The organism is Nitratireductor kimnyeongensis (genome assembly GCF_019891395.1).
GTDB classification, from domain to species: domain Bacteria; phylum Pseudomonadota; class Alphaproteobacteria; order Rhizobiales; family Rhizobiaceae; genus Nitratireductor; species Nitratireductor kimnyeongensis.
In genome coordinates this window covers 2231140-2256887 of sequence record NZ_CP078143.1, presented here as the reverse complement: position 1 = coordinate 2256887, position 25748 = coordinate 2231140, and the positions used below count along the sequence as shown (strand labels likewise).

At 60.5% G+C, this 25748-nt stretch carries 26 protein-coding genes; 20 read left to right on the top strand and 6 right to left on the bottom strand.

Annotated elements, in window-relative coordinates; translation table 11 throughout:
* Positions 1-3 precede the first annotated feature (3 nt).
* Positions 4-1110 carry a carbon-phosphorus lyase complex subunit gene (locus KW403_RS10755; RefSeq protein WP_223019491.1) on the top strand — a complete coding sequence of 369 codons (1107 nt, stop codon included), beginning with the start codon at positions 4-6 and terminating at the stop codon, positions 1108-1110.
* A 2-nt stretch (positions 1111-1112) separates the two neighbouring features.
* On the opposite strand, the gene KW403_RS10750 is transcribed toward KW403_RS10755, so the two are convergent.
* Positions 1113-1280, bottom strand: coding sequence for a hypothetical protein (locus KW403_RS10750; protein WP_223019490.1), 168 nt, complete (start codon positions 1278-1280; stop codon positions 1113-1115).
* A 68-nt stretch (positions 1281-1348) separates the two neighbouring features.
* Here KW403_RS10750 and KW403_RS10745 point away from each other — a divergent pair, with 68 nt between their 5' ends.
* The 6 genes from KW403_RS10745 to bfr all read left to right on the top strand — a co-directional run bounded on the left by KW403_RS10745 (position 1349) and on the right by bfr (position 5572).
* Positions 1349-2224 carry an alpha-D-ribose 1-methylphosphonate 5-phosphate C-P-lyase PhnJ gene (locus KW403_RS10745; RefSeq protein WP_223019489.1) on the top strand — a complete coding sequence of 292 codons (876 nt, stop codon included), beginning with the start codon at positions 1349-1351 and terminating at the stop codon, positions 2222-2224.
* Positions 2225-2417: 193 nt separating this feature from the next.
* The gene (gene phnK / locus KW403_RS10740; protein WP_223019488.1) at positions 2418-3194 is read left to right on the top strand and encodes a phosphonate C-P lyase system protein PhnK; all 777 of its coding nucleotides are present in this window, start codon (positions 2418-2420) and stop codon (positions 3192-3194) included.
* Between the two features lie 2 nt (positions 3195-3196).
* Positions 3197-3904: a phosphonate C-P lyase system protein PhnL gene (phnL, locus tag KW403_RS10735; protein ID WP_223019487.1), complete on the top strand. Its 708-nt coding sequence runs from the start codon at positions 3197-3199 to the stop codon at positions 3902-3904.
* The gene (locus KW403_RS10730) at positions 3901-4515 is read left to right on the top strand and encodes a DapH/DapD/GlmU-related protein (protein WP_223019486.1); all 615 of its coding nucleotides are present in this window, start codon (positions 3901-3903) and stop codon (positions 4513-4515) included. The genes phnL and KW403_RS10730 overlap by 4 nt, the downstream gene beginning before the upstream one ends.
* A 291-nt stretch (positions 4516-4806) precedes the next feature.
* Positions 4807-5121 (top strand): (2Fe-2S)-binding protein, encoded by a 315-nt coding sequence (locus KW403_RS10725; RefSeq protein ID WP_223022519.1) that lies wholly within the window; start codon positions 4807-4809, stop codon positions 5119-5121.
* Positions 5087-5572 carry a bacterioferritin gene (gene bfr, locus KW403_RS10720; protein WP_223019485.1) on the top strand — a complete coding sequence of 162 codons (486 nt, stop codon included), beginning with the start codon at positions 5087-5089 and terminating at the stop codon, positions 5570-5572. The genes KW403_RS10725 and bfr overlap by 35 nt, the downstream gene beginning before the upstream one ends.
* A gap of 85 nt (positions 5573-5657) precedes the next feature.
* Here the strand turns inward: bfr and KW403_RS10715 are convergent, their stop codons facing one another.
* Positions 5658-6632 (bottom strand): class I SAM-dependent methyltransferase, encoded by a 975-nt coding sequence (locus KW403_RS10715; RefSeq protein WP_223019484.1) that lies wholly within the window; start codon positions 6630-6632, stop codon positions 5658-5660.
* Between the two features lie 113 nt (positions 6633-6745).
* Between KW403_RS10715 and KW403_RS10710 the strand changes: the two genes are divergently transcribed.
* Both KW403_RS10710 and KW403_RS10705 read left to right on the top strand, forming a co-directional pair.
* Positions 6746-7756, top strand: coding sequence for a ligase-associated DNA damage response exonuclease (locus KW403_RS10710; RefSeq protein WP_223019483.1), 1011 nt, complete (start codon positions 6746-6748; stop codon positions 7754-7756).
* On the top strand, positions 7756-9351 hold the full coding sequence (locus KW403_RS10705) for a cisplatin damage response ATP-dependent DNA ligase (protein ID WP_223019482.1): 1596 nt from the start codon (positions 7756-7758) through the stop codon (positions 9349-9351). The genes KW403_RS10710 and KW403_RS10705 overlap by 1 nt, the downstream gene beginning before the upstream one ends.
* 6 nt (positions 9352-9357) lie before the next feature.
* Here the strand turns inward: KW403_RS10705 and KW403_RS10700 are convergent, their stop codons facing one another.
* Positions 9358-10431, bottom strand: coding sequence for a hypothetical protein (locus KW403_RS10700; RefSeq protein ID WP_223019481.1), 1074 nt, complete (start codon positions 10429-10431; stop codon positions 9358-9360).
* A 154-nt stretch (positions 10432-10585) separates the two neighbouring features.
* On the opposite strand from KW403_RS10700, the gene KW403_RS10695 reads away from it, so the two are divergent.
* Both KW403_RS10695 and KW403_RS10690 read left to right on the top strand, forming a co-directional pair.
* Entirely contained in the window at positions 10586-11728 is a 1143-nt protein-coding gene (locus KW403_RS10695) for an aminotransferase class I/II-fold pyridoxal phosphate-dependent enzyme (RefSeq protein ID WP_223019480.1), read from the top strand.
* A 102-nt stretch (positions 11729-11830) separates the two neighbouring features.
* Positions 11831-12787 carry an NAD(P)H-dependent flavin oxidoreductase gene (locus tag KW403_RS10690; RefSeq protein ID WP_223019479.1) on the top strand — a complete coding sequence of 319 codons (957 nt, stop codon included), beginning with the start codon at positions 11831-11833 and terminating at the stop codon, positions 12785-12787.
* Positions 12788-12799: 12 nt separating this feature from the next.
* Here KW403_RS10690 and KW403_RS10685 read toward each other — a convergent pair whose 3' ends face one another.
* A complete protein-coding gene (locus KW403_RS10685; RefSeq protein WP_223019478.1) occupies positions 12800-13207 on the bottom strand; it encodes a GFA family protein in 408 nt (135 codons plus the stop codon).
* A gap of 211 nt (positions 13208-13418) precedes the next feature.
* Between KW403_RS10685 and phnC the strand changes: the two genes are divergently transcribed.
* The 9 genes from phnC to pdeM all read left to right on the top strand — a co-directional run bounded on the left by phnC (position 13419) and on the right by pdeM (position 23754).
* Positions 13419-14261 (top strand): phosphonate ABC transporter ATP-binding protein, encoded by an 843-nt coding sequence (gene phnC, locus KW403_RS10680; protein ID WP_223019477.1) that lies wholly within the window; start codon positions 13419-13421, stop codon positions 14259-14261.
* 87 nt (positions 14262-14348) lie between these two features.
* Positions 14349-15257 carry a phosphonate ABC transporter substrate-binding protein gene (gene phnD, locus KW403_RS10675; protein ID WP_223019476.1) on the top strand — a complete coding sequence of 303 codons (909 nt, stop codon included), beginning with the start codon at positions 14349-14351 and terminating at the stop codon, positions 15255-15257.
* Positions 15258-15324: 67 nt separating this feature from the next.
* Complete coding sequence (gene phnE / locus KW403_RS10670) at positions 15325-16293, top strand: phosphonate ABC transporter, permease protein PhnE (protein WP_223019475.1); 969 nt, start codon at positions 15325-15327, stop codon at positions 16291-16293.
* A 2-nt stretch (positions 16294-16295) separates the two neighbouring features.
* On the top strand, positions 16296-17843 hold the full coding sequence (gene phnE, locus KW403_RS10665; RefSeq protein WP_223019474.1) for a phosphonate ABC transporter, permease protein PhnE: 1548 nt from the start codon (positions 16296-16298) through the stop codon (positions 17841-17843).
* 112 nt (positions 17844-17955) lie between these two features.
* Positions 17956-18663 (top strand): DUF1045 domain-containing protein, encoded by a 708-nt coding sequence (locus KW403_RS10660; protein ID WP_223019473.1) that lies wholly within the window; start codon positions 17956-17958, stop codon positions 18661-18663.
* 2 nt (positions 18664-18665) lie between these two features.
* On the top strand, positions 18666-19805 hold the full coding sequence (locus KW403_RS10655; RefSeq protein WP_223019472.1) for an alpha-D-ribose 1-methylphosphonate 5-triphosphate diphosphatase: 1140 nt from the start codon (positions 18666-18668) through the stop codon (positions 19803-19805).
* Positions 19802-20434, top strand: coding sequence for a phosphonate metabolism protein/1,5-bisphosphokinase (PRPP-forming) PhnN (phnN, locus tag KW403_RS10650; protein WP_223019471.1), 633 nt, complete (start codon positions 19802-19804; stop codon positions 20432-20434). The genes KW403_RS10655 and phnN overlap by 4 nt, the downstream gene beginning before the upstream one ends.
* 84 nt (positions 20435-20518) lie before the next feature.
* Entirely contained in the window at positions 20519-23050 is a 2532-nt protein-coding gene (locus tag KW403_RS10645) for a ligase-associated DNA damage response DEXH box helicase (RefSeq protein WP_223019470.1), read from the top strand.
* Entirely contained in the window at positions 23047-23754 is a 708-nt protein-coding gene (pdeM, locus tag KW403_RS10640) for a ligase-associated DNA damage response endonuclease PdeM (protein WP_223019469.1), read from the top strand. The genes KW403_RS10645 and pdeM overlap by 4 nt, the downstream gene beginning before the upstream one ends.
* Here the strand turns inward: pdeM and KW403_RS10635 are convergent, their stop codons facing one another.
* Both KW403_RS10635 and KW403_RS10630 read right to left on the bottom strand, forming a co-directional pair.
* The gene (locus KW403_RS10635) at positions 23755-24534 is read right to left on the bottom strand and encodes a TIGR02186 family protein (protein ID WP_223019468.1); all 780 of its coding nucleotides are present in this window, start codon (positions 24532-24534) and stop codon (positions 23755-23757) included.
* A 3-nt stretch (positions 24535-24537) separates the two neighbouring features.
* Positions 24538-25458, bottom strand: a complete 921-nt coding sequence (locus KW403_RS10630; RefSeq protein WP_223019467.1) for a sulfite exporter TauE/SafE family protein — start codon at positions 25456-25458, stop codon at positions 24538-24540.
* Between the last annotated feature and the right edge of the window lie 290 nt (positions 25459-25748).

The following is a 25748-nucleotide window of genomic DNA, read 5'->3' as shown; positions in this document are numbered from 1 at the left end:
ACCATGTATGTAGCCGTCAAGGGCGGCGAAGCCGCCATCCAGAACGCGCACCGGCTCCTGGCCGACCGACGCCGAGGTGACCGCAACCTGCCTGCCGTCACACTCGAACAGATCGCCAGCCAGCTTTCGCTTGCGGTCGACCGCGTCATGTCCGAGGGCTCGCTTTACGACACGGGTCTTGCTGCCCTTGCCGTCAAGCAGGCGCGTGGAGATATGATCGAGGCGATATTTCTTCTCCGGGCCTATCGCACGACTCTGCCGCGTTTCGGTTATACGCGCCCCGTGGACACGGCGGCCATGCTGGTGGAGCGGCGCGTCTCCGCCACCTACAAGGATCTGCCCGGCGGACAGCTCCTCGGCCCCACCTTCGACTACACGCACCGTTTGCTCGACCCGGAACTGGCCGAAGACGTCGAGCCGGACACCCCTGAAGCGCGCATCGAGGATGAAGAAGCCATGCCGCGCGTGTCCGACATTCTCGCCAATGAAGGTCTGATCGAGGACGACGGCTCTCTGCCGGAAGACCGGGAACCGGGCGACATCACCCGCGAGCCACCGGAGTTCCCAATGGAGCGCGATCAGCGTCTTCAGGCCTTGTCGCGTGGCGACGAAGGATTCCTCCTTGCGCTCGGCTATTCCACCCAGCGCGGCTATGGCCGCAACCACCCCTTCGCCGGCGAGATCCGCATCGGCGAGGTGGAGGTGGAGATCGACGTGCCGGAACTCGATTTCCCACTGACGCTCGGTCGTATCCGCGTCACCGAATGCCAGATGGTCAACCAGTTCAAGGGGTCGAAGAAGGTGCCGCCGCAGTTCACCCGCGGCTACGGGCTTGTGTTCGGCCAGTCGGAGCGCAAGGCCATGGCCATGTCGCTGTGCGACCGGGCGCTGCGCGCGGGCGAACTGGACGAAGACATCACCGCACCAGCGCAGGACGAGGAGTTCGTCATTTCGCATTGCGACAACGTGCAGGCGACCGGCTTCGTCGAGCATCTGAAGCTGCCGCACTATGTGGATTTTCAAGCCGAGCTTGGCCTCGTCCGCCAGATGCGTCGTGAATATGAAGAGGGTCAGAAGGACAAGGCCGCCATGCCGGAGGCCGCCGAATGACCTCAGTCGCCACCGCAATCGCCGCCAGACCCGCCGTCGTAGCCACCGGGGATATGGTCGTCATTGCCGGTTCTGTCCGTATGCGCGGCGCGCCAGATCAGGATGGCAAAGCCGATGCAAAGAGCGACGATTCCGAGACTTTCGATCGTTTTGATGTTCGGCATATCCATTCGGAAGCTCCATCAAAGGCTGTGACCAGCCCTACACCAAAACCCCTAACAGAACATTGGGGCCTGTGATGAACGAGATTGCCCAGTACAACTTTGCCTATCTGGACGAACAGACCAAGCGCATGATCCGCCGCGCGATCCTCAAGGCGATCGCCATTCCCGGCTATCAGGTGCCCTTCGCCAGCCGCGAAATGCCGATGCCCTATGGCTGGGGCACGGGCGGCGTACAGGTGACCGCATCAATCATCGGGACGAATGATGTGCTCAAGGTCATCGATCAAGGCGCCGACGACACCACCAACGCGGTCTCCATTCGTGCCTTCTTTCAACGAGTGGCCAAGGTTGCCGTGACCACGCACACGAGCGATGCAACCATCATCCAGACGCGCCATCGCATTCCAGAAGAACCATTGAAATCAGGGCAGGTGCTTGTCTACCAGGTGCCGATCCCCGAACCTTTGCGCTTTCTCGAACCGCGCGAGACTGAAACACGCAAGATGCATGCGCTTGAGGAATATGGCCTCATGCATGTGAAGCTTTATGAAGACATCGCCCAACACGGTCACATCGCCACAACCTTCGCCTATCCGGTGAAGGTCGAGGGACGCTATGTGATGGATCCCTCGCCGACACCGAAATTCGACAATCCGAAAATGCACATGTCGGCAGCGCTCCAGCTGTTCGGTGCGGGCCGCGAAAAACGCATCTACGCCGTGCCGCCCTATACACGGGTCGAAAGCCTCGATTTCGAGGATCATCCCTTTGAGATCCAGACATTCGATGAACCCTGCGCGCTGTGTGGTGGCACGAATGTCTATCTCGACGAAGTGGTGCTCGATGATCGCGGCGGGCGCATGTTCGTCTGTTCCGACACCGACAATTGCGAGGCGCGCCGCGCGGAAGGCCATCGCGGGCATCTGTCCGGCGAAGAGGCGGCGACATGAGAATCGACAGCGCATCTATGACAGCGCCGCGCAACGCCCCTCACCCTCACCCTCTCCCCGCCAGCGGGAAGAGGCGGGCCTTGATGTTGGCGCCTGGATCGCAGCCATCCTCCTTCTCCCCGCTCGCGGGGAGAAGGTGCCGGCAGGCGGATGAGGGACTGCGCAAACTTTTGAAAATTCGCGGAGAAATCCAATGACCGACGAACCGCTGCTTCGCGTTCGCTCCATCTCGAAATTTTACGGCAACCGTATCGGCTGCAACGACATCTCCTTCGACCTGTGGCCGGGTGAGGTTCTGGCTGTGGTGGGTGAATCCGGCTCCGGCAAGACCACCCTCCTGAACTGCCTCTCGACACGCCTCCTGCCCACGTCCGGCACCGTGTCCTACCGCATGCGCGACGGGGCCTTCCACGATCTCTACCGCATGAGCGAGGCCGAACGCCGCTTCCTGATGCGCACCGACTGGGGCTTCGTTCACCAGAACCCCGCGGATGGGCTGCGCATGACGGTCTCAGCCGGCGCGAATGTCGGCGAGCGGCTGATGGCGGTGGGCGAGCGGCACTATGGCAATATCCGCGCCACCGCCACCGATTGGCTGGGCCGTGTGGAAATCTCGGAGGATCGCATCGACGACCAGCCGCGCGCCTTCTCCGGCGGCATGCGCCAGCGCCTGCAGATCGCCCGCAACCTCGTCACCGGCCCGCGCCTCGTCTTCATGGATGAGCCGACCGGCGGTCTCGACGTGTCGGTGCAGGCCCGCCTGCTCGATCTCCTGCGCGGCCTCGTTCACGAGCTTGGCTTGTCGGCCATCGTCGTTACCCACGACCTTGCGGTCGCCCGTCTGCTCTCCCACCGCATGATTGTCATGAAAGACGGTCATGTGGTCGAAAGCGGCCTGACCGACCGGGTGCTCGACGATCCGCAGGCGCCCTACACCCAGCTTCTCGTTTCCTCCATTCTGCAGGTGTGATCATGGCAACGCCCCTCGTCGTCTCCGAAGTCTGCAAGAGTTTCACCATGCACCTCCAGGGTGGCATCCGCCTGCCCGTGGTGGCTGATGTTTCGTTTTCGCTAGCAGCCGGCGAATGCGCCGTTCTTGGCGGCCCGTCCGGCGCCGGTAAAAGCTCCATTCTCAAGATGATCTATGGCAGCTACGCCATCGACAGCGGCCAGGTGATCGTGACCCATGAGGGCAATCTGGTGAACCTCGCCACCGCCGATCCGCGCACCGTCATCGCCATCCGCCGCGACACAATCGGCTATGTCAGCCAGTTCCTGCGCGCCGTGCCCCGCGTTTCAGCCCGCGATGTGGTGGCCGAGCCGCTGATTGCGCGCGGTGAAGCGCTTGAGAAGGCTCGCGCCAAGGCCGAACACCTGTTGAAACGCCTCAACCTGCCAGAACGCCTGTGGGATCTGCCGCCCGCGACCTTCTCCGGCGGCGAGCAGCAGCGCGTGAACATCGCCCGCGGCTTCATCACCGATCATCCGGTCCTGCTTCTCGACGAGCCAACCGCCTCGCTCGACAAGGCCAACCGCGAGATCGTCATCGACATGATTGATGAGAAGAAGAAGGCGGGCGTGGCACTGCTCGGCATCTTCCACGACCAGGATGTGCGCGATGTGGTTGCCGACCGCATTATCGATGTCACCGATTTTGCACCGCACAGGAAAGCGGCATGAGGCAGCTCTCGGAGAAACCCTGTGTTCACCCGACCGCAGAGGTAAGTGGTTCGACGCTTGGCCGCTATACGGAAGTGGCCGAGCGCACGCGCCTTCATGAAACGGTGCTTGGCGACTATTCCTATGTGATGCAGGATTGCAGCGCCTGGCGTGCACAGATCGGCAAGTTCTCCAACATCGCAGCCGCCGTGCGGATCAATGCCACGAACCACCCCACCTGGCGCCCCACGCTGCATCACTTCACCTATCGCTCCGCCGACTATTGGCCGGATGCCGAACATGACAGCGAATTCTTCGGCTGGCGGCGGGACAACATGGTCAGGATCGGCCATGATACCTGGCTCGGTCACGGCTCCACCATTTTGCCCGGCGTCACCGTCGGCGATGGGGCGGTAATCGGCGCCGGTGCAGTCGTCTCGAAGGATGTCGCGCCTTACACGATTGTCGGCGGCGTTCCCGCCCGCCCCATCCGCGATCGTTTCGACCGAAGAACCGCCGAACGCTACCAAGCGCTTGCCTGGTGGGACTGGAGCCATGATCGCCTGCGTGATGCCCTAAGCGATTTTCGAACACTTGAAGCGGAAGCGTTTCTTGAGAAGCACGAGGCCTGAGCCCGCGCCATCTGGTCGCAACATTCCCTGAATATAATCGTCATGTTTTTATTGACAGGATCGAGGACCTGCGGTTTCTATGATCCTGCATCCGCGCGATGCGTCCATGATGTCTGGGCCTTTACCCCTTTCGATCGCAGGACGTCTGTCGTTGCCCATTGAGCTGTGTGCCGTCTGTTCTGACGGACACGTTTTTGTTCGCTGGGCGCCTTTTCCGACAAACTCCGGCACAAGGTTTTGGCTCTGCATCGGGGCTCGACCTTGCAAAGCCACGGAGTTTCCGACGTCGCCATGCTCGTCTGCCAATGCAACATGATTACCCAGAAAGAGCTCGAGGAGACGATCGTCTCTATGCTCGACGAGGATCCCTGGCAGCTTGTTGTGCCGGCGAAGGTCTACCACACCATGTCCAAGCGCGGCCGCTGCTGTGGGTGCTTTCCGAATGTCGTGGAAACAATCATCCACGTCACCGAAGCCTATCATGCACGCCTTGATGCTGCCCAGAATGCTGCTACCGTGACCTATCTCGATCAGGTACGCGCGTTGCGCGAGCGTTTTGGAAGGAAGTTCAATGAAAGGCGACAAAAAGGTCATCGAGCGGCTTAACGAGGCGCTCACCCACGAACTGGGGGCAGTCAACCAATATTGGCTGCATTATCGCCTTCTGGAAGACTGGGGCTTTACCAAGCTCGCCAAGAAGGAGCGCGAAGAATCCATCGAGGAAATGCACCACGCCGACAAGCTGGTCGAGCGTATCATCTTCCTTGAGGGCCATCCCAACCTGCAGGTTGTTGGCCCGCTGCGCATCGGCCAGAACATCAAGGAAGTGCTTGAGGCCGATCTCGCCGGTGAGCATGACGCCCGCAAACTCTACAAGGAAGCGCGCGACGACTGCCACGACGCGGGCGACTATGTTTCCATGAAACTGTTCGAAGAGCTGCTCGCAGACGAGGAAGGTCATATCGACTACCTCGAAACCCAGCTTGAACTCCTTGAGACAATCGGCGTGGAAAAATACGGCCAACTCAATGCCGGCCCTGCCGACGAAGCCGAGTAATCAAGATTTGGGGATGGCCGGTCAGAGTGTTGATCTGGCCATCTCTCGCCGCAGACTGAAGCAAATCCCGGAGGTGTAGGAGTGCCTATTGAACCTTCGGACGCTCTTTCCGGTGGTGTGGGACTGCGACCTTGGCGGCAGCAGCGCCCATCCCGGTTCGCTTGGCGACGACCACCAGTCCTTCGATAGGCTCGCCGCGATCCATGCGGATCGCCGCCCTTTCAAGCAACACAGGTTCAAACCCGGCATCCGCCATGACCGCTCGCAAATGCGGCTCGGAGTGGGCGTAGCGCCGTGAAGGGCGCAGCACCATTGCCTCCGGTCCCGCATGGCGCTCGACCGAGAAAGCGAAAAGCGCCCCCGGCGCAAGCGAGGCGCCGGCCACCGCGAACAAGCGGTCAAGCGCACCCAGATACATGAAGACGTCTGCCGCCGTCACCAGATCCGCCCCGCGGGGCAGCGTGGTGAGCACGGAAAGATCGGCCCGTTCCAGCCGGTCGTAGATCTGTTTGCCCTCCGCGCGCTTCAGCATTTCCGCCGAGATGTCGATGCCCTCCAGAAAGCTGACATGGGCTCTCAGACGCTCGCCCATCAAACCGGTGCCGCATCCAAGGTCGATGGCGTGAGCGAAAGCATGCTTTCCGATCCGCAGCAGCGCCTCATTCAGCAATTCGGGTACGCGATAGGAGAGCTTGTCCACCAGCGCCGTGTCGAAGGTTTCGGCATATTGATCAAACAGGGTTTCGACAAAAGCCGAGGGTACCGCACCAAGGCCATCAAGCGCGCCAAACAGTTCCAGCTTCAACGCCGCGCCCAGCCGATCCATTTCATCGAGCCTGAGCACATTTCGCCAGGCGTCCAGCGCGGCTGCGACTTCCCCTGCCTCGGCCAGCATCTCACCGTGGCGGAAATGTCCTGCCACCCAATCCGACGCGCGCGTCAGAGCTTCGCCCATCAGATCGGCAGCGGCTTTTAAATCCCCGCTTTCGAACAGCATCTCCGCATACTCCGCACGGCGATCGGCGAGCAGATCACCCGAAGTGAAGAAAATCGGCTTCATTCGATATGTTTTCCAGGAGGCCCGCATGCGGGCGGTGAGCGCTTATGCTCCCGGAAATGTCTCCTGACAAGTCTGTCTTTCACTGCCTGAAAAATGACCTATCTTCTCATTCCATGAAGCCGCAAAACCTGCTCCAGCCGCGCCCGGCGGGACTTTATTGCCCGCCCGGTGATTTCTACATCGATCCTGTGCGTCCGGTGGAGCGGGCCCTGATCACGCACGGGCATGCAGACCACGCCCGCGCAGGTCATGGACACGTTCTGGCGACGAGAGAAACGCTCGACATCATGGCGCTGCGTTACGGTACAGACTTTGCGCGAAGCCGGCAGGCCATCAACTACGGCGAAACGCTGACACTTGATGGTGTTGGTATTTCTTTTCACCCTGCTGGCCATGTGCTGGGATCGGCACAGATCGCTGTCGAGAAAAATGGCCTGCGCATTGTCGCCTCTGGCGATTACAAGCGTCATCCCGATCAAACCTGCGCCGCCTTCGAGCCCGTGCGCTGTGATGTCTTCATCACCGAAGCGACCTTTGGGCTTCCCGTTTTTGTTCACCCCGACCCCTTGCAGGAGATCCGGCGTCTGACCGCGTCATTGACGCAATTTCCTGATCGCGCGCACATTTTGGGGGCTTATTCCCTTGGCAAGGCGCAGCGCGTCATCAGTCTCTTGCGCACCAGCGGATACGATACACCGATCCTCATTCACGGTGCCTTGGAAAAACTCTGTCGCTATTATGAAGGCCAGGGCATCGACCTCGGCGAACTTGAACCGGCAACTGTCGAAGGAGGCCTTGCCGATCGCGCCGCGGGCCGCGTTATAGTCGCACCTCCATCCGTGTTCGGCGAACGCTGGACGCGGCGCTTCGTCGATCCGCTCAACGTCTTTGCCTCCGGCTGGATGCGCATCCGCCAGCGGGCCAAGCAACGCGGTGTCGAACTGCCCCTGATCCTTTCCGACCATGCAGACTGGAATGAGCTGATCGCCACGATCCGAGAAACGGAGGCAGGCGAAGTGTGGGTGACACACGGCCGCGAGGAAGCCATCGTTCGCTGGTGCGAACTGAACGGCATCAAGGCCCGGCCGCTCAACCTTGTCGGTTATGAAGACGAGGCCGAGTGATGCGTGACTTCGCCAACCTGCTTGATCGTCTGGTTCTCACACCCTCCCGGAACGGGAAAATCCGCCTTCTCACGGATCATTTCCAAGCCGTTTCCGACCCTGATCGTGGCTACGCGCTCGCTGCGTTGACCGGAGGGCTCGACTTTCCCGCCGTAAAGCCCGCCATGCTGCGAAGCTTGATCGGCGAACGCATGGACGAGGTGCTTTTTTCCTACTCCTACGATTATGTCGGCGACCTTGCAGAGACCATATCTCTCGTTTGGCCAACCACCCTGGCGGAAGAAACTCCACCGCCGCTCTCCGAGATCGTTGAAACGCTCTCCAGGCTCGGTCGAGCAAAGGCGCCTTCGGTCATGGCGGATCTCCTCGACCGGCTCGATCCCTCCGCCCGTTTCGCTTTGATAAAGCTCGCCACCGGCGGCTTGCGGATCGGCGTATCGTCACGGCTTGCAAAGCAGGCCCTCGCCACGTTCGGCGACAAAGACATCAGCGAGATAGAAGAACTCTGGCACGGGCTCGAACCACCCTATGAACTGCTCTTCGCGTGGCTCGAGGGCAAAGCGCAAAAACCCGTCAGCACCGCAAAAGCGCTGTTTCGGCCGGTCATGCTTGCCCATCCGGTCGGCGACGGCGAACTTTCAAAGCTCGACCCTGCCGACTATGTGGCCGAATGGAAATGGGACGGCATTCGCGTTCAGGCAGTGTGCGAAGACGGTGTTCAACGGCTCTATTCGCGCACAGGCGACGACATATCCGGTGCATTTCCGGACCTCCTGTCATCGTTCGAAGCCGAAATGACCCTGGATGGAGAGCTGCTGGTCGGGAATCCGGATACGCGAACCGGCACCTTCTCGGACCTTCAGCAGCGCCTCAACCGCAAGACGGTGTCTAAGAAGATGCTTGGCGAGTACCCGGTCTTCCTCCGCTGCTACGATCTGCTTCAGGCGGAAGGAGAAGACTTGCGCGGACTGCCCTTCATCCAACGCCGGGCGGCACTTCAGGAGCGGATATCGGGGCTGTCGCAAGATCGTTTCGATCTGTCCCCGCTCGTCGATTTCACAAACTGGGAAGATCTGGACGCCAAACGACGTGCTCCACCGCATCCCGTGATTGAAGGGGTCATGTTGAAGCGGCGCGATTCCTCCTATGTTCCCGGCCGCCCCAAGGGGCCATGGTTCAAATGGAAGCGCGACCCGTTCATCATCGATGCAGTGCTGCTTTATGCGCAACGTGGTCACGGCAAGCGGTCGAGCTATTACTCCGATTACACATTCGGTGTATGGACCGGGCCCGAAGACGCGCCCGAGCTCGTACCTGTCGGTAAGGCCTATTTCGGTTTTACCGATGAGGAACTGAAGCAGATCGACAAATATGTGCGGGACAACACGATCGAGCGTTTTGGCCCCGTCCGATCAGTCCGCGCCGAGCGCGATCACGGTCTTGTTCTCGAAATTGCCTTTGAGGGGCTCAATCGCTCAACGCGACACAAATCAGGCGTGGCGATGCGCTTTCCACGCATTTCCCGCCTGCGCTGGGACAAGCCGGCAGCCGAAGCGGACCGGCTTGAAGCCCTGACCTCCATGCTCGAAGATTAGCACCTGTCATTGCGTCGCAATGGCCGCGCGGATGGAGAAGACGTCGAGCGCATGACCTTCGCCGGTGGCATCCGGAACAATGGTGATCGTTCCGCCGCTGCTGGGCGATTGATTGGGCAATTCGACCTCGAAGAGATAGTCCGAACGCGTTGGCCCGACCACGTAGCGGGTGCGACCGCAATCGCCAAGGGCGCCAAAGTTGCAGGAGAGCGAAAGCTGTGTCTCCTCCCCGTCCTGCGCTCTGGCCTCGATGCTGAAAATGGCGTTGCGTCCGACGAGCGTCTCCAAAATGCCGCGCCCGACATCAAAGGAAATGCCTGCCCCGCCGGATGTGCTGACTTGGAGAAAAACCTGATCGTCATTGCGCATCACGTCGATGTTGCCGCCATCGGGGGCAGAAACGGTGGTGGGATCGGTTGGGTCGAAAATGGTGATCCATTCGCCCTCCGCGCGGCTTCCTCGCGACCCGGAGGCTGTTGTTTCCTCGTCCGCAGAATAATTGTCTTCCTCCAGGGCAAGCGGCGGGTTGCGCACACTGGTGTCCCGCTCATCGCTGGACATCAGAATGCCACTGGACATCGTCCACCAGAGCCCCAAGCCAAGAAACGCCACCACAGTCGCAATCAGAAAGAGCATGGCGTATGAGCGCCGCGGCCTTGGCAGGGCCGCGCGAATGCGTCGTTTCGCCTCTTCGGGAGAAGGATCATCCGACACGCCGCTGCGATCTCGCGGGTCAATCTGTGGAGCGAACGCCTCGCTTTTTTCTCTGGCGCGTGGGGCGCTGCGCGCCTCAGGCTCGACTTGCGGCGAGGGAGCCGGCCGCTCTCGCGGCGCAGGCTTTGAAACCTGCGGACCCCTGGCTTGTGGGGCGGCGGGAACGAACTCTGTCTCGATCTCGGTGATCGTTGTCTTCAGGTTCTCGCGCCTGGCAGTTTTTGCCTCTTCAGAAAGATCGTCGCGTGCTTCAAGCGTGCGCTCCAGCGCTGCAAAGGCAGAACGATACACCTTTTCACGAAAGGGCCGTTTGCTAGCGTCGCCCTTTTCGAACGCCTTTCTTATCGCATTTTCTATCGCGTCCAAGGCTGGCTGCCCTCTTTGCCTGTCTTTGTCACATGGTTAACCGTTGGTGAGTATGCAATCAACGGTCATAACAAGGTGTGAACAATAGGCTATTCCGCCCTGATGAGGTCGAGCCTGGTTTTTCTCCACCCTAACCATGCCCGAGGAGTTCAGAATGCGGGATTTCGCGCTTGAGGTTCACTTTTCCCGCTGGGAGTTCAATGCCCGGCATCACATGACCGCCTCCGACATGGAAAGCATGACGCTCGGTGAGCTGACGCAGATGGCCGGGCCTTCCGCACGCGAAGAGCTCGACGGGCTGTGGCTCGGCTACACTGAAACCTGGGGCGCACCCGATCTGCGCGAGGCCATCGCTACCACCTATGACGGTCTTTCCGCGCGAAATGTCCTTTGCTTCGCCGGTGCCGAGGAAGGCATTTATGCAGCCATGCGGGTGCTGCTTTCGCCCGAGGATCACGCCATCGTTTCCGTTCCGAACTACCAGGCTGCGGAAAGCGTGCCTCTGGGGCTATGCGCCGTGACTGGCGTGCCGCTTCTGGAAAACGCCCATTGGAGGCTTGATCTCGACGCTGTGCGTGCCGCGATCCGTCCCAACACCAAACTCATCTCGGTCAACCTGCCCAACAATCCGACCGGCGCCCTGATGCCCCAGGACGATTTCGCCGCGCTCGTTGCGCTTTGCCGCGAGCACGATCTCTACCTGTTCAGCGACGAGGTCTATCGGCTGCTCGAAAGCGATGAGAGCAAGCGCCTGCCACAGGCTGCCGAGGCTTATGAAAAGGGCATTTCCCTCAATGTCATGTCCAAGTCCTATGGCTTGCCGGGCCTGCGTATCGGCTGGATCGCCAGCCGTGACACGGCGCTTTTGCAGAAGCTGGAGCGCTACAAGCATTACCTGTCCATCTGCAACTCTGCCCCGAGCGAACGGCTGGCGGTGATGGCGCTTTCAGTGCGTGACCGCATTCTCACGCGGAACCGTTCGCTGATCGCGGAGAACCTTGAGAAGATGGATGCATTCTTCAGCGAGTATTCGGAACTGTTTGACTGGAAGCACCCGGATGGCGGCTGTGTTGCCTATCCGCGCTACAACGGACGCGACGGGGTTGAGCGGTTCTGCCACGATCTCGTGGAACAGGCAGGGGTGCTTTTGCTGCCGGCCTCCGTCTACCACTCGGAACTCATGGAAACCCCTGCGGAGCGTTTCCGCATCGGTTTCGGACGCAAGGGGATTGATGCAGGGCTTGCCGCGATGCGAGACTTCCTCGCGCGGCGGCACAACGATATCGCTCCTGGTTGAGACAGGAACTCCGTAAAATGTGCAGCCGGAGGTTTTCATTCGGCGTCGAGATGCTGTAAAAAGTTTTGACGTTTACGAATACGTCAATAAAAGGGGTTTCACATGGCGCTTCCGGCCGTTTTCGACACTCTGCGTTTGCCCGTCGTCGGCGCGCCCTTGTTCATCATCTCGCATCCGCCTCTGGTAACCGCGCAATGCAAGGCCGGCATTGTCGGGTCTTTTCCTGCGCTCAATGCCCGCCCCAAAGAGCAGCTTGACGAATGGATATCGCAGATCAAGGAAGAGCTGGCAGCACATGATGCGAAACACCCGGACCGCCCCGCCGCTCCTTTTGCCGTCAACCAGATCGTCCACCGCTCGAATGATCGGCTGGAGCATGATCTGAGGGTCTGCGTCTACCACAAGGTGCCGATCGTCATCACTTCGCTGGGTGCCGTCGAGGAGGTGAACCAGGCCGTTCATTCCTATGGCGGCATCGTGCTGCACGACATCATCCACGATCGCCATGCACGAAAGGCCATCGAAAAGGGCGCAGACGGGCTTATTGCGGTGGCCACGGGGGCTGGCGGCCATGCGGGCACGCTTTCTCCCTTCGCCCTCGTTCAGGAAATCCGGCAATGGTTCGACGGACCGCTGCTTCTGTCAGGTGCCATTGCCAATGGCGGTGCGGTGCTGGCGGCCGAGGCAATGGGCGCGGACCTTGCCTATATCGGTTCCCCCTTTATCGCCACTCAGGAGGCGCGCGCCACCGACGATTACAAGGAGATGATCGTCGCCTCGCGTGCTGCCGACATCGTTTATTCCAACCTCTTTACCGGCGTACACGGCAACTATCTGAAAGGCTCCATCGTCAAGGCCGGCATGGATCCAGACAATCTGCCGGAAGCCGATCCCTCCAAGATGAATTTCGCCAGCGCCGACGCAAAGGCCTGGCGCGACATCTGGGGAAGCGGTCAGGGCATTGGAGCGGTCGGCGAAATTGTGGGCGCAGGCGCGCTCGTGGACCGACTTGCGACCGAATATGCGGCTGCAAGAGAGCGTATCTGCGCACCACGCTGATCAATCAGAAGTTTAGCCCGGCAAGCCCTCCAGCCGAGGAACCTCGCTCAACCCATCGTCCCAGTCCGCACGGCTGGACATGCAGATATGCGCAGTCGGTTGCATGGATACCGGTGTATCCAGACAACCTGCCGGCACGATGACCATCGCGCCGCCTGCTTCTACCCTGGGAAGAGCAGAGCCGCAGGTTCGGCAAAAACTGCGCCGGTGCCGCGCGTCCGGCACCCTGAAACTCTCGATCCCGTCTTTCCCCGAAAGCCAGGTGATCTCGGCCGCACTCGAAAACAGGTTCGCGGCATGGGCTGAGCCAGACCCCTTGCGGCAGCGCGCACAGTGGCAGAGATAAAAGCGCTCGAACGAACCCGAGATCTGAAATCTCACCGCGCCGCAAAGGCAGGTGCCGGAATGCGTTGTACCCATCAATCCTCTCCCTAAAGACGACGCCTCTTAGCACATCCCGAAAGAAGACCCCATCGCCATGACACTACCCTGCGCGTGGCGGCATTGTGGACTGTCAAGAAACCGTCATCCAGGCGACATGCAGGTTTCATGCTCACCCATTAGGCGATTGGACAACAAGGGCGGAAAGCCTGCGGGAGAGCCGCGACAAGGCGCTTAACGGGAAAAGCAAATGCTTGAAATTCGCAAGGTCACGCGACGCTTCGGGTCGAACACGGCTGTACGCAACGTGGAGCTGAAGATCGATCAGGGGCAGATGGTTGGCATCATCGGCCGCTCTGGCGCTGGCAAATCGACATTGCTGCGCATGATCAATCGGCTGATCGACCCGTCGGAAGGATCTATCCTGTTCCACGGCAAGGAAGTTTCGGCGCTGAAGGGCCCGGAATTACGCCGCTGGCAGCGTGACTGCGCCATGATCTTCCAGCAGTTCAACCTGGTGCCACGCCTCGATGTGCTGACCAATGTCCTGCTCGGACGGCTCAACCACCGTTCCACCGTTCTCAACCTGATGAACATGTTCACCCGCGAAGAGCGCATCCGCGCCATCGCTGCGCTTGAGCGCCTCGATATCGCCCAGACCGCCCTGCAGCGCGCCGGCACGCTTTCCGGTGGTCAGCAACAGCGCGTGGCGATTGCGCGTGCCCTCATGCAGGAGCCGAAGGTGATCCTGGCGGATGAACCAATCGCCTCGCTCGATCCGCTCAACGCCAAGGTCGTGATGGACTCGCTGGCCGACATCAATGCCCGCGAAGGGATCACCGTGATCACCAACCTGCATACGCTGGACACCGCCCGCGCTTATTGCAATCGCATCGTCGGGATGGCGAAGGGTGCCGTCGTATTCGACGGCCCTCCCGAGGCGCTGACGAGCGACGCGGTGCGCAACATTTATGGCGGAGAGGAAGGCGCGGAGCTTTCCGAAGCCATCACGTCCACCAGCATCAATATCCCGGCCCCACAGCCGGCAAGGAAATCGACCGGTCAGGCTCAACCGGCGCTCGCCGCCGTCTGACCCAAGGGATCGCCTGGCCCGCGTAATGGGCCGCTCTGCCTGAAAACCCGCCGGCGGCAAAAGCCGGCACCCAAATGGAGAGACGTCATGTTCAAGAAAGCTCTTATGGGCGCCGTAGCGCTCACCGCGATGATGGTCGGCGGCGCACAGGCCGAAGACCTGAAGGAATTCCGCATCGGCATTCTCGGTGGCGAAAACGAAGCCGACCGCCTGCGCAATTTTGCGTGCATTTCCGAGAAACTTCCCGAGGTAATCGGCGTCGAGAAGGTTTCGCTCTTTCCTGCGGCTGACTATGACGGCGTGATTCAGGGTCTTCTTGGCGGCACCCTCGACTATGCCGAGCTCGGTGCCTCTGCCTATGCGAAGGTCTATCTGGAAAACGCCGAGGCCGTGGAGCCTATCCTGACGACGGTCCAGACCGATGGCTCCACCGGCTATCACTCAGTCATGGTGGCCCGCAAGGATTCCGGCATCACCTCGCTGGAAGACATGAAGGGCAAGAAGCTCGGCTTTGCCGACCCGGATTCCACCTCCGGCTATCTCGTTCCCGCAGTAACGCTTCCCAAAGCAGTCGGCACATCGGTTGAAGAATTCTTTGGCGAGACCGGCTTCGGCGGCGGCCACGAGAACCTGGTTCTCGAAGTGGTGAAAGGCACCTTTGATGCCGGTACGACCTGGGCCTCCGGTGTTGGCGAATTCTCCGACGGCTACACGTCCGGCAACCTGCACAAGATGGTCGAGAAAGGCATTCTCGACATGGACGATCTGGTGGAACTGTGGAAGTCGCCGCTGATCCCGAACGGCCCGGTTGTCGTTCGCACCTCCATGGGCGCCGACATGAAATCCAAGTTCAAGACGTTCATGATGGAGCTGCCGGAGACGGATCCTGAGTGCTTCTCCGCCATCCAGGGCGGCGACTACAAGGGCTACACCGAAGTGACGCCGGCGTTCTATGAGCCGATCATCGACGCCCGTCGCTCCAAGATCGGTTCCTGATCGTTTTCCCGAAATCTGACGCGCCGCCGGTCCGTGCCGGCGGCGTTGTCGCATAGGCGTTCCAGATATGACAGCAACCACCCATTCCCTGCTTCTTTCCGAAGCCGGCCAAGCCGTGGAACGCCATTGGCGTGAACTTGCGGGACGGCGGCGCCTTTACACGATTGGCGGCATCGTCTTCATGGTTCTCGCCATGAGCGGTTCGTTCTGGTTTGCCAATGAATCGAATGCCGGCAAGTTTTTCGACCGACTGCCCTACCTGTTCGATTTCGTAGGTCAGATGCTGCCGCGCGATGGGTGGGAAATCTGGCGCGCCCTGTTCGATCTGCCCTCCCCCTATGACGATGGCAGCCTGAAATACAATTATCCGGAAGGCCGGGTCTATTTCACCGAGAGCCTGTACCTGCCCGAATATTTCTACAAGATGCTGGAGACCATCAACATCGCTCTGGTTTCCACCCTGATCGGCTTTGGCCTTGGCTTCGTTCTTTGTTTTCTGGCCGCCTCGAACCTGACGACACGGCGCTGGCTACGCTTTTTCGTTCGCCGGTTCATGGAACTCTTGCGCGCCTTTCCAGAGATCGTCATCGCCGGCTTCTTTCTTGCGATCCTGTCACTCGGGGCGGTTCCCGCGATCATCGCAGTGTCCATCCATACGATCGGCGCGCTGGGAAAGATGTTTTTCGAAGTGGTGGAAAACGCCGACATGAAAGCCGAGGAAGGCCTCCGCGCTGCTGGCGCCAACTGGACTGAACGCGTGTGGTTCGCCATCGTCCCGCAGGTCTTGCCCAATTTTCTGAGCTATGCGCTCTTGCGTTTCGAGATCAATGTGCGCGCCTCCACCATCATTGGCGCTGTCGGCGGTGGCGGCATCGGCGAGGCGCTGCGGCTGTCGATCAGCCAAACGCATGAGGCCAAGACGCTCGCCATCATTCTTCTCCTGTTCTGCACCATCGTCGCGGTCGATCAGTTTTCTGCCTGGCTGCGTGGCCGCCTCGTCGGCAAGCAGGCATTCGAATTCGGCCGGGGAGGCTGACCATGACCGAGCTAGAAGCCAACGCCATTGCCGCGCGGCACGCGGATGTTTTTCACCGGCCGCTGCTGGAACGCTTCCGCGCAGCGCTTATCATCGCTGCTATTGCGCTCTACATGATCTTTGCCTGGTGGCTCTTTGCTGTCGGTCAGGTAATCTCCAACGGCAACTGGGATATTGCCGGCAGCTATCTGGCCGACTGGGTCTCCTATGAAGTACGCCCGGACATCGAATATGACGGCGATGCCCTGGACATTTCCTTTCCCCGATTTTCGCCGCTGGGCGACAATCCGAAACCGGACTGGGTGGAGACGGAAATGGCGACGGTGAAACGCCGCAGCGATGCCACATCCGAAGTCGCCAATGCGGGCAATGGTGAAACGAGCGACGCCGGTTTCCTCGGATCGCTGGACACAAAGCCGGCAGCGAAAGACGACGGCGGCTTCCTTGGCGCCATGCCGCCTTCCTCTGCACCAGCCGAATCGTCGGCCCCAGACAACGCCCCGACAGCTCCGGTGGCAACCCGTGAAGAGGCCATCGTGAGTGCCGATGTTTCCTTCGGCGGTGGCACTCATATTCACGTTCAGCCCGGCTTCGTGACCGTAACCCACAGGGGCGAAACGCTGGAGCTCGAAATTATCGAGCGGGAGGCCGTCAATGCGCGTGGCGCCCTGCCAGAGTGGGCGAGCCAGCGGGCGCCCGGTTCCAAGGTTATCGTGCAGTTCGGTTTCGCCGGACGCGCAGAGATCGAGGATGATGAAGTCAAGGTACGTCGCCGCTTCCTAGGCTGGGAAAACTTCTTTTTCGACACGCGCTCGCCCTATTGGGGCATGCCCGCCTCGGAAGTTCTGGGCACCGTATTCTTCGGTGAACGCATCGAGGAGGATCGTTCAAACCTCTCGCTTGCGCTGGACAACATCGTCAACAATGCCGACTGGCAGCATGGCGATGTGTGGCTGAAGCTGCTGCAGACAATCGTGATGGCCTTTGCCGGCACTGTGTTTGCCTCGCTTCTGGCCTTCCCGCTCGCCTTTGCAGCCGCGCGCAACATAATGCCCAACCGATTCATCAACCATCTCTTGAAGCGCTCGTTCGACTTCCTGCGCTCGGTGGACATGCTGATCTGGGCACTGTTCTTCACACGGGCGTTCGGGCCAGGACCGTTGGCCGGCATATCCGCGATCTTCTTCACCGATACCGGCACCTTCGGAAAGCTCTATTCCGAAGCGCTGGAGAACATCGACGACAAGCAGCGCGAGGGTGTTCGCTCGGTCGGTGCCTCGCCTTCATCCGTGCAACGCTTTGGCGTGGTGCCGCAGGTGCTCCCGGTGTTTTTGAGCCAGTCGCTGTATTTCTGGGAGTCCAATACGCGCTCTGCCACCATTATCGGCGCCGTGGGCGCGGGCGGTATCGGCCTTAAGCTCTGGGAAGCCATGCGGACCAATCAGGACTGGGAGAACGTAGCCTACATGGTGATCCTCATTCTGATGGTGGTTTTCATCTTCGACAACATCTCCAATGCACTGCGACAACGCCTCATCGGCCGGCAATGATGTGGAGGATGACGCCGCAGAAATTCGCTGATAGCTTCTGTGGTCCTGTCGAGGGATTCGTTAACCTGTCACACAAATCGCCTATTGCACCGCAATCGGCGAGGAAAAACACATGCGCTACGCAATCTACTTCACACCCGAAAAAGACGATCCGCTGACCCGGGCCGCCGCCCGATGGCTGGGCCGAGATGCCTTTACCGGCGCACCGCTCACCCCGGTGGACGCCGGGCCGTTTTCGGCTGCTGAGATTTCGTTTCACACGGCTGCGGCTCGTCGCTATGGGTTTCACGCGACCTTGAAGGCGCCGTTTCGACTTGCCGAGGGTCAGAGCGAGCAGGCGCTGATCGGGGCTTGGGCGAAGTTCTGCGCACAGATGGAACCGGTGACGATCCCACGCGCCGTGGTGCGCAGGCTTGATGGATTTTTCGCTCTGGTTCCGGAGGAGCGGTCGGAGCGGCTTGACGCCCTTGCCGGGAGCATTGTCGAAACGTTTGAACCTTTTCGTGCTCCCTTGACCGCCAGCGAGCTTGAAAGGCGCAACCCGGAAAACCTCTCACCCGCACAGCTCAAGAACCTGCACAAATGGGGCTACCCCCACGTATTCGAGGAATTTCGATTCCACATGACCCTGACCGGCCGCGTGCCCCAGGAAGAGGCTCTGCGGATGGAACGCGCCATCGATGCCTTCTTCGGGCCGCTATTGTCGGAACCACTGGAGATTGGCTCACTGGCATTGTTCATCGAGCCGGAGCCGGGCGCCCCGTTTCAGGTAAAATCCTTCCAAACGCTCGGCTGGAACAAGACAAGAAAGACCGCCTGATAATGACGAATGAACTGGTCCTGAAAAACGCCCGCATCGTGCTGCCGGACGAGGTGATCGAAGGAAGCATCTCGATACGCAACGGGCGCATCACCGACATTGCCACCGGCAATGCCGCTGTTGGTGAAGATATGGAGGGCGATTACGTCCTGCCGGGCCTTGTCGAGCTGCACACGGATCATCTGGAGCGCCACTACGCTCCCAGACCGAAAGTACGCTGGAACCCGATCGCGTCTGTGCTTGCGCATGACGCGCAGATTGCCGCTTCTGGCATAACGACAGTGTTCGACGCGCTGCGCATCGGCCTCGACGAGGACAGCAATCTCGGCGCGCCGGAAATGCGCGAGCTTGGCCACGCGATCGAGAACAGCGTGGAAGCCGGTCGGTTACGCGCCGACCATTTTCTGCATCTGCGTTGCGAAGTCTCCGCACCTGATTGCCTGGAAGGGTTTGAGCTTTTCAGAAATGACAGTCGGGTGAAGCTCGCCTCGCTGATGGACCACTCCCCGGGCCAGCGTCAGTTCACCAGCATAGAGACCTACAAGGTCTACTACATGAACAAGACCGGCATGACGGAAGAGGATTTTCGCCAGTTTTGCGACAAGCGCGTCACCCAGTCTCAGACCTATTCGAACAGGCACCGCAATGCAATTGCCGACATCTGCCGGGAAAAGGGCATCATTCTGGCAAGCCATGACGACGCGACGATGGAGCATGTAAACGAAGCTGCCACGCAAGGCGTGCGTGTTGCTGAGTTTCCGACCACACAGGAAGCTGCCAAGGCTTCGTGCGAAGCAGGCATGCAGGTGTTGATGGGCGCGCCCAATGTGGTGCGCGGCGGATCGCATTCGGGCAACGTTTCGGCCCGCAGTCTGGCTGAAGGCAGAACACTCGACATCCTCTCATCGGATTACATCCCGTTCAGTCTGGTTCAGGCTGCTTTTGCACTGGGCGAGACGGTGGAGCACATTTCGCTTCCACAGGCCGTGGCCATGGTTTCAAAAAACCCGGCAGACGCTGTCGGTCTTGATGATCGCGGCATTCTCGAACAGGGCCGGCGTGGTGACGTGATCCGGGTGCGTGTGGACGAGCATGTGCCGATCGTGCGCTCGGTCTGGCGCGAAGGAGCGCGGGTGGCATGAGGTCTTCGGCCACGCTGGAGCGCGTCATCGACGAGCAGGATTTCCCGATCCGGCATGGCGTTTTCGTCGCTGTGGCCGGCCCCTCGGGCGCCGGCAAGGATTCGGTGATGGACTATGCGCGCCAGCGTCTCGGCCCGCAAGACAGCGATGTGACCTTTGTACGTCGTGTCATCACCCGCGAAATGGACGGTGCTGGCGAGGTCCACGACTGCCTCACACGCGCCAGTTTTGACGAGGCGGAAAGCAGGGGCGCATTCGCCGTAAGCTGGGAAGCGAACGGGCTGAAATACGGCCTGCCTGCCAGCGTGGACGAAATCGTGCGTGAAGGCCATGTGGCAGTCGCCAACGTTTCACGCGCGGTGATCCCCCTGCTGCGTGAACGCTATGGCAATGTCATTGCCGTGATCGTGACCGCATCGCGCGAGGTCCTTGCCGAGCGGCTTTCAAGCCGCGGCCGCGAAACCCGCGAGGAAGTGCTGGCGCGTCTTGAACGGGCGCACGCGAAGGAGCTCGCCGTGGATGACGCAACAATCATCGATAATTCCGGCACGCTGGAAGAGGCGGGCGAAAAATTTCAGGATATTCTGCGCCGCGCTGCTGCATGGAGCGCGGTGAGCGACAGCGTCTGATCCCTTCCCTGCTTCAGATATGCGGGCTGATGCCGAAAGTGCCTCTTGGCGCGCCTTCTGTTCTGGTTTAGTTCTAATCCCATCTTGGAACACCGGACACACCCTATTGACGGCATTGCCGCGCCCACCCTGCCAGCGCCCTTCAGCGAATGGTTCGCCACGCGTGGGTGGCAGCCGCGTGCGCATCAGCTGGAACTTCTGACACGCACGCAGGCCGGTCGCTCGGCACTGCTGATCGCGCCAACGGGTGCCGGCAAGACGCTCGCGGGCTTTCTGCCCACCCTCACCGATCTTGCGACCCGGCCTAAACCCCGTGCCGGAGAAGCGCGGCGCGGCGTACACACGCTCTACATCTCTCCACTCAAGGCCCTTGCCGTCGACATTCAGCGCAATCTGAACATGCCGGTGGCCGAAATGGACCTGCCGGTGACGATGGAAACGCGCACCGGCGACACGCCCACCCACAAGCGCCAGCGGCAGAAGCATGCGCCGCCCGACATCCTGCTTACAACGCCCGAACAGCTCGCCCTTCTGATCGCCTCGCCCGATGCGGAGCGCTTTTTCTCGGACCTCAAATTCGTGGTGTTCGACGAGTTGCATTCGCTGGTGATCTCCAAGCGCGGGCACCTGCTTTCGCTTGGCCTCGCCCGCCTGCGCCGCCTACGACCGGAGTTGCAGACCATCGGGCTTTCGGCGACGGTCGCCGAGCCCGAAGCGCTGCGTCGCTGGCTGGTGCCGCAGGACAGGCCCGAAGCGATGGCCGACATCGTGACCGTGTCCGGCGGCGCAAAACCACACATTACAATTCTGGAAACGGAAGAGCGTGTGCCGTGGGCCGGGCACTCCGCGCTCTATGCCATTGCCAAGGTCTATGAAGCGATCAAGGCGCATCGGACCACCCTGCTTTTTGTGAATACGCGCAGCCAGGCCGAGCTTCTGTTCCGCGAATTATGGCGCGCGAATGAAGAAAATCTGCCGATTGCGCTGCATCACGGCTCGCTCGATGTTGGCCAGCGGCGCAAGGTGGAAAAGGCGATGGAGACCAACAGCCTCCGGGCCATCGTCGCCACATCCACGCTGGATCTGGGCATCGACTGGGGCGATGTGGATCTGGTCGTGCATGTGGGTGCGCCAAAGGGGGCGAGCCGGCTGGCGCAGCGCATAGGCCGCTCCAACCACCGCATGGACGAACCAAGCCGCGCGATTCTCGTGCCGGCAAATCGCTTCGAGGTGATGGAGTGCCGTGCAGCGCTTGAGGCAAATTATCTAGGCGCGCAGGACACGCCGCCACTAGTGGAAGGCGCCCTTGATGTGCTGGCGCAGCATGTGCTGGGCTCGGCCTGCGCCGCGCCCTTTGATGCAGACGTGCTCTATGGCGAGGTGGTGAGTGCGGCCCCCTATGCCGAACTGGACCGGGCGACATTCGACCGCATTGTCGAGTTTGTCGCCACCGGAGGCTATGCGCTGAAGAGCTATGAGCGCTATGCCCGCATCCGCAAGACAAAGGACGGGCTCTGGCGCATCGCCAATCCGCGCATCAACCAGCAGTACCGTCTGAATGTGGGCACCATCATCGAATCCCCGATGTTGAACATCCGCATGGTGCGGCCTGGCCGTGGCAACGCCTCGCGCGGCGGCCCCATGCTCGGCAAGGTGGAGGAATATTTCCTGGAAACCCTCACGCAGGGCGACACCTTCCTGTTTTCCGGCAGGGTGCTGCGCTTCGAGGGCATTCGCGAGAATGAATGCCTCGTGTCTGCAGGCGGCGGAGAGGACGCCAAGGTGCCCTATTACGCGGGCGGCAAGTTTCCACTCTCCACCTATCTGGCAGCGGAAGTGCGCGCCATGCTGGCCGACCCTGAGCGCTGGAAGACATTGCCGCCACAGGTCGCCGAATGGCTTTCCATCCAGCGCGACAAATCCATTCTGCCGCGCCGCGAAGACCTTCTGGTCGAGACATTTCCGCGTGGCAACCGCTTCTACATGGTGCTCTACCCGTTCGAGGGACGGTTGGCCCACCAGACGCTTGGCATGCTCCTGACCCGCCGGCTCGAGCGCGCCGGCGCGCATCCGCTTGGCTTCGTCGCCAATGACTACGCCATCGCCGTGTGGGGTCTGAATGACATGAGCGCCATGCTGAAAAGCGGCAAGCTAAGTCTGCCCGCGCTCATGGACGAAGACATGCTGGGCGATGATCTCGAAGCATGGATCGCCGATAGCTGGCTTCTGAAACGCACCTTCCGCAATTGTGCGCTGATTTCGGGGCTTGTCGAAAAACGCCATCCCGGTCAGGAGAAGACCGGCAGGCAGGTGACCGTTTCCGCCGACCTCATTTACGACGTTTTGCGGGCTCATGAGCCGGACCACATTCTCATGCAGGCCACATGGGCGGACGCGGCGCAGGGCCTGCTCGATGTCAGGAGGCTGGGCGAGATGTTGTCGCGCATTCGCGGACGAATCGTGCATAAATCACTGACACGCATTTCGCCACTGGCCGTGCCCATCATGCTCGAGATCGGCAAGGAAGCGGTGGCGGGTGACGCAAACGAGGCGCTGCTTGGCGAAGCTTCACGGCTTTCGGGCGAGGAATTGATGCAGGAGGCTCTTGAGGCATGAACAACCTGGCACCCGCAACCGATACGAGTACCGCTTTGACGGTGCGCATTGCCGGGCACGAAGCTGTGTGCGACTGGCGCGGTGTGCTCTTCTTTCCGGCGCTGGGCCTGATGGTCGTTTCCGATTTGCATCTGGAAAAGGGTGCGGCCTATGCCCGGCGCGGCCGTATGCTGCCACCCTATGACACCACCGCAACCCTCAAGCGGCTCGAAGGCGTTGTGACCACTTACGATCCCGATATGGTGATCAGTCTCGGTGACAGTTTTCACGATGAAGAGGGCGCCGCCGAAATGCCTGCGCCTTTCCGCGATCACCTCGTCCAGATCATCGACAAGCGTGACTGGCACTGGATTGCCGGCAATCACGATCCGGCACCGCCACCGGACCTGCCCGGCCGCTGCGCACAGGAAATCGCCATTGATAGCCTCACCTTCCGCCACGAGCCCGCCCGCGGCGCGGGCCCGGGCGAGATTGCCGGCCACCTGCATCCCGGGGCGCGCATCGTGCGGCGGGGACGTGGTGTGCGACGGGCATGTTTTGCATGCGACGGAAGCCGGCTCATTATGCCGGCATTTGGCAGTCTGACCGGTACACTGAACATACTCGATCGCGCATTCCACGGCCTTTTCATGCGTGAAAAGCTGGCAGCCTACATGCTCGGGCGGCAGGGCATCTATGCCATCGCCGGCAGTATGCTGCGGTGATCAATCCTTGCGGAAAATCAATCGTCCGAGCCAGCCTGTGACGATGGCGATCAACACAGAAAGAATGCCGTAGAGCATGCTGTTCTGGTGGGCGAACTGATAGAGACGCTGTTCAAGCCCCGCCTTGCGAATGGTGAGTTGGGCCGAGGTCTCGCGCAGGAACATGCCATTGCGAAACAGGAAGGCGCGTGCCCTGTGCGTGCCGACCGCGACATTAGGAGCAAGCCTCAGCGAAGCCCTGAAAAGGCTTTGCGACAGGAAGCGCACCGCGCCCGCCCGCGTCGAGTACAGCCCCTCGGCTTCCTTGCGTTCACGCAACGCACGCGTGAATTCCTCGATCGTTTTCGGATCGCCATCGGAATCCAGCGGCTGAAGATGAAGATTGTCCGCTCCCAGCGCCAATTGCCGATAGCCATCGGGAGCCGTGATATCCTGTGGCGCGCGGGTGAGAGCCATGGAATAAGAGGCGGGCACATCCCGGAAGATCACCGATTCCGTGTTGATCCACATGCCCGCCACGCGGGTTTTCTTGCGGACCGTCACGGGGCGCGGCGGCCCTTCCAGAACCACGATAACATCATAGCGCCCCTGCCGGGAAATCAGTGGGTCGGCGTTGTCTAGCGCACCAAATATCGTGAGCTCCGCGCCGCTGAAGTCAGAGGTGATCGAGACCTGATCCGTGGACAGGCCGATCTGGATATTCTCCGGGATGTGGTCCTGTGCGCGCGCAGCCAGCACGGGCATCAGAAGGGCAAGCGTGGACAACATTGCAATACGCATCGCTCACCCCCCTCCCAGAGAAAGGGAGTAGACACTCTCCGGACGGACAAACAGGTCGAACCCCAGACGAAGCGCCACCGCGAGAACGAGGAGCGCTAGAAGCGCGCGAAGCTGCTCGCCGCGAAGCTTTTGCCCTACCCGTGCGCCGTATTGTGCACCTGCGACGCCACCAACCATGAGGAGAAACGCGAGCACCACATCGACGGTCTGGTTGGCCGTGGAATGAATGATCGTGGTGAAGGCGGCTACGAAAATGATCTGGAACAGCGATGTTCCAATCACGACGTTGGTCGGCACTTTGAGGAGGTAGATGAGCGCAGGCACCATGATGAATCCGCCACCGACACCCATGATCGATGCCAGAAACCCGATGAACGCACCGAGTGCCAACACAGGGATGACACTGACGAACAGCTTGGAGGCACGAAAGCGCATCTTCAGCGGCAGTCGATGGATCCAATTGTGCTGGCCGGGTTTGCGCAGCGTCACCGTCTGGCCCCCGCGAGAGCGCTGGATGGCGCGCACGCTCTCCATCAGCATCAACCCCCCGACCACGCCGAGAAACGCTACGTAGAGCAGGGAGACGATCAGGTCGAGTTGCCCCAGACGCCTTAAATAGGTGAACACAGATACACCCAGAGACGCGCCGACTATACCGCCGGCCAGCAATACGGTGCCAAGCTTCAGATCAAGAGATTTGCGTTTGAAATGCGCCAGCGCTCCGGAGAAAGATGAAGCAATCACCTGATTGGCGCCAGTTGCAACCGCAATGGCAGGGGGAATGTTGTAGAAAATCAAGAGGGGCGTGATGAGAAATCCGCCACCAACGCCGAACATGCCGGAGAGAAAGCCAACCGCGCCGCCCATCGCGAGCAGCACGAACACGTTGACGGACATTTCGGCGATTGGGAGATAGATACCCACCCGCGGCACCCGAATAATTGTTTGCCCGGCGAAGACGCCAGGCGAGATGTGGAAGCATTATGCGTGCTTCCGTTCTGCGCTCTGACGGTTACGAAGTCAAACCGAGTTGTCATCAAATCGGGAAAAGATTGAACGACTTGCCCGGTAAAGATGAAGTGCGACCTTTCTGGCACACTTAATGCGTTGGGTGGACAGGTCGTGTTCTCCGATCACCCGCACGCAAACGGCGGTGCCCCGGAGTTGCTTGCCCGCATGGTTGGGATTTCATCCGCACTGCGCCCATAGCTCGG

Coding starts and splice junctions, on each gene's coding strand:
- phnL (WP_223019487.1), top strand. CDS start 3,197: ATGGCAACGCCCCTCGTCGTCTCCGAAGTCTGCAAGAGTTTCACCATG.
- KW403_RS10715 (WP_223019484.1), bottom strand. CDS start 6,632: ATGAAGCCGATTTTCTTCACTTCGGGTGATCTGCTCGCCGATCGCCGT.
- pdeM (WP_223019469.1), top strand. CDS start 23,047: ATGAACAACCTGGCACCCGCAACCGATACGAGTACCGCTTTGACGGTG.
- phnK (WP_223019488.1), top strand. CDS start 2,418: ATGACCGACGAACCGCTGCTTCGCGTTCGCTCCATCTCGAAATTTTAC.
- KW403_RS10755 (WP_223019491.1), top strand. CDS start 4: ATGTATGTAGCCGTCAAGGGCGGCGAAGCCGCCATCCAGAACGCGCAC.
- KW403_RS10745 (WP_223019489.1), top strand. CDS start 1,349: ATGAACGAGATTGCCCAGTACAACTTTGCCTATCTGGACGAACAGACC.
- KW403_RS10660 (WP_223019473.1), top strand. CDS start 17,956: ATGCGCTACGCAATCTACTTCACACCCGAAAAAGACGATCCGCTGACC.
- KW403_RS10710 (WP_223019483.1), top strand. CDS start 6,746: ATGAAGCCGCAAAACCTGCTCCAGCCGCGCCCGGCGGGACTTTATTGC.
- KW403_RS10695 (WP_223019480.1), top strand. CDS start 10,586: ATGCGGGATTTCGCGCTTGAGGTTCACTTTTCCCGCTGGGAGTTCAAT.
- KW403_RS10635 (WP_223019468.1), bottom strand. CDS start 24,534: ATGCGTATTGCAATGTTGTCCACGCTTGCCCTTCTGATGCCCGTGCTG.
- KW403_RS10685 (WP_223019478.1), bottom strand. CDS start 13,207: ATGGGTACAACGCATTCCGGCACCTGCCTTTGCGGCGCGGTGAGATTT.
- KW403_RS10655 (WP_223019472.1), top strand. CDS start 18,666: ATGACGAATGAACTGGTCCTGAAAAACGCCCGCATCGTGCTGCCGGAC.
- KW403_RS10750 (WP_223019490.1), bottom strand. CDS start 1,280: ATGGATATGCCGAACATCAAAACGATCGAAAGTCTCGGAATCGTCGCT.
- bfr (WP_223019485.1), top strand. CDS start 5,087: ATGAAAGGCGACAAAAAGGTCATCGAGCGGCTTAACGAGGCGCTCACC.
- phnD (WP_223019476.1), top strand. CDS start 14,349: ATGTTCAAGAAAGCTCTTATGGGCGCCGTAGCGCTCACCGCGATGATG.
- phnC (WP_223019477.1), top strand. CDS start 13,419: ATGCTTGAAATTCGCAAGGTCACGCGACGCTTCGGGTCGAACACGGCT.
- KW403_RS10705 (WP_223019482.1), top strand. CDS start 7,756: ATGCGTGACTTCGCCAACCTGCTTGATCGTCTGGTTCTCACACCCTCC.
- phnE (WP_223019475.1), top strand. CDS start 15,325: ATGACAGCAACCACCCATTCCCTGCTTCTTTCCGAAGCCGGCCAAGCC.
- KW403_RS10730 (WP_223019486.1), top strand. CDS start 3,901: ATGAGGCAGCTCTCGGAGAAACCCTGTGTTCACCCGACCGCAGAGGTA.
- phnN (WP_223019471.1), top strand. CDS start 19,802: ATGAGGTCTTCGGCCACGCTGGAGCGCGTCATCGACGAGCAGGATTTC.
- KW403_RS10690 (WP_223019479.1), top strand. CDS start 11,831: ATGGCGCTTCCGGCCGTTTTCGACACTCTGCGTTTGCCCGTCGTCGGC.
- phnE (WP_223019474.1), top strand. CDS start 16,296: ATGACCGAGCTAGAAGCCAACGCCATTGCCGCGCGGCACGCGGATGTT.
- KW403_RS10725 (WP_223022519.1), top strand. CDS start 4,807: ATGCTCGTCTGCCAATGCAACATGATTACCCAGAAAGAGCTCGAGGAG.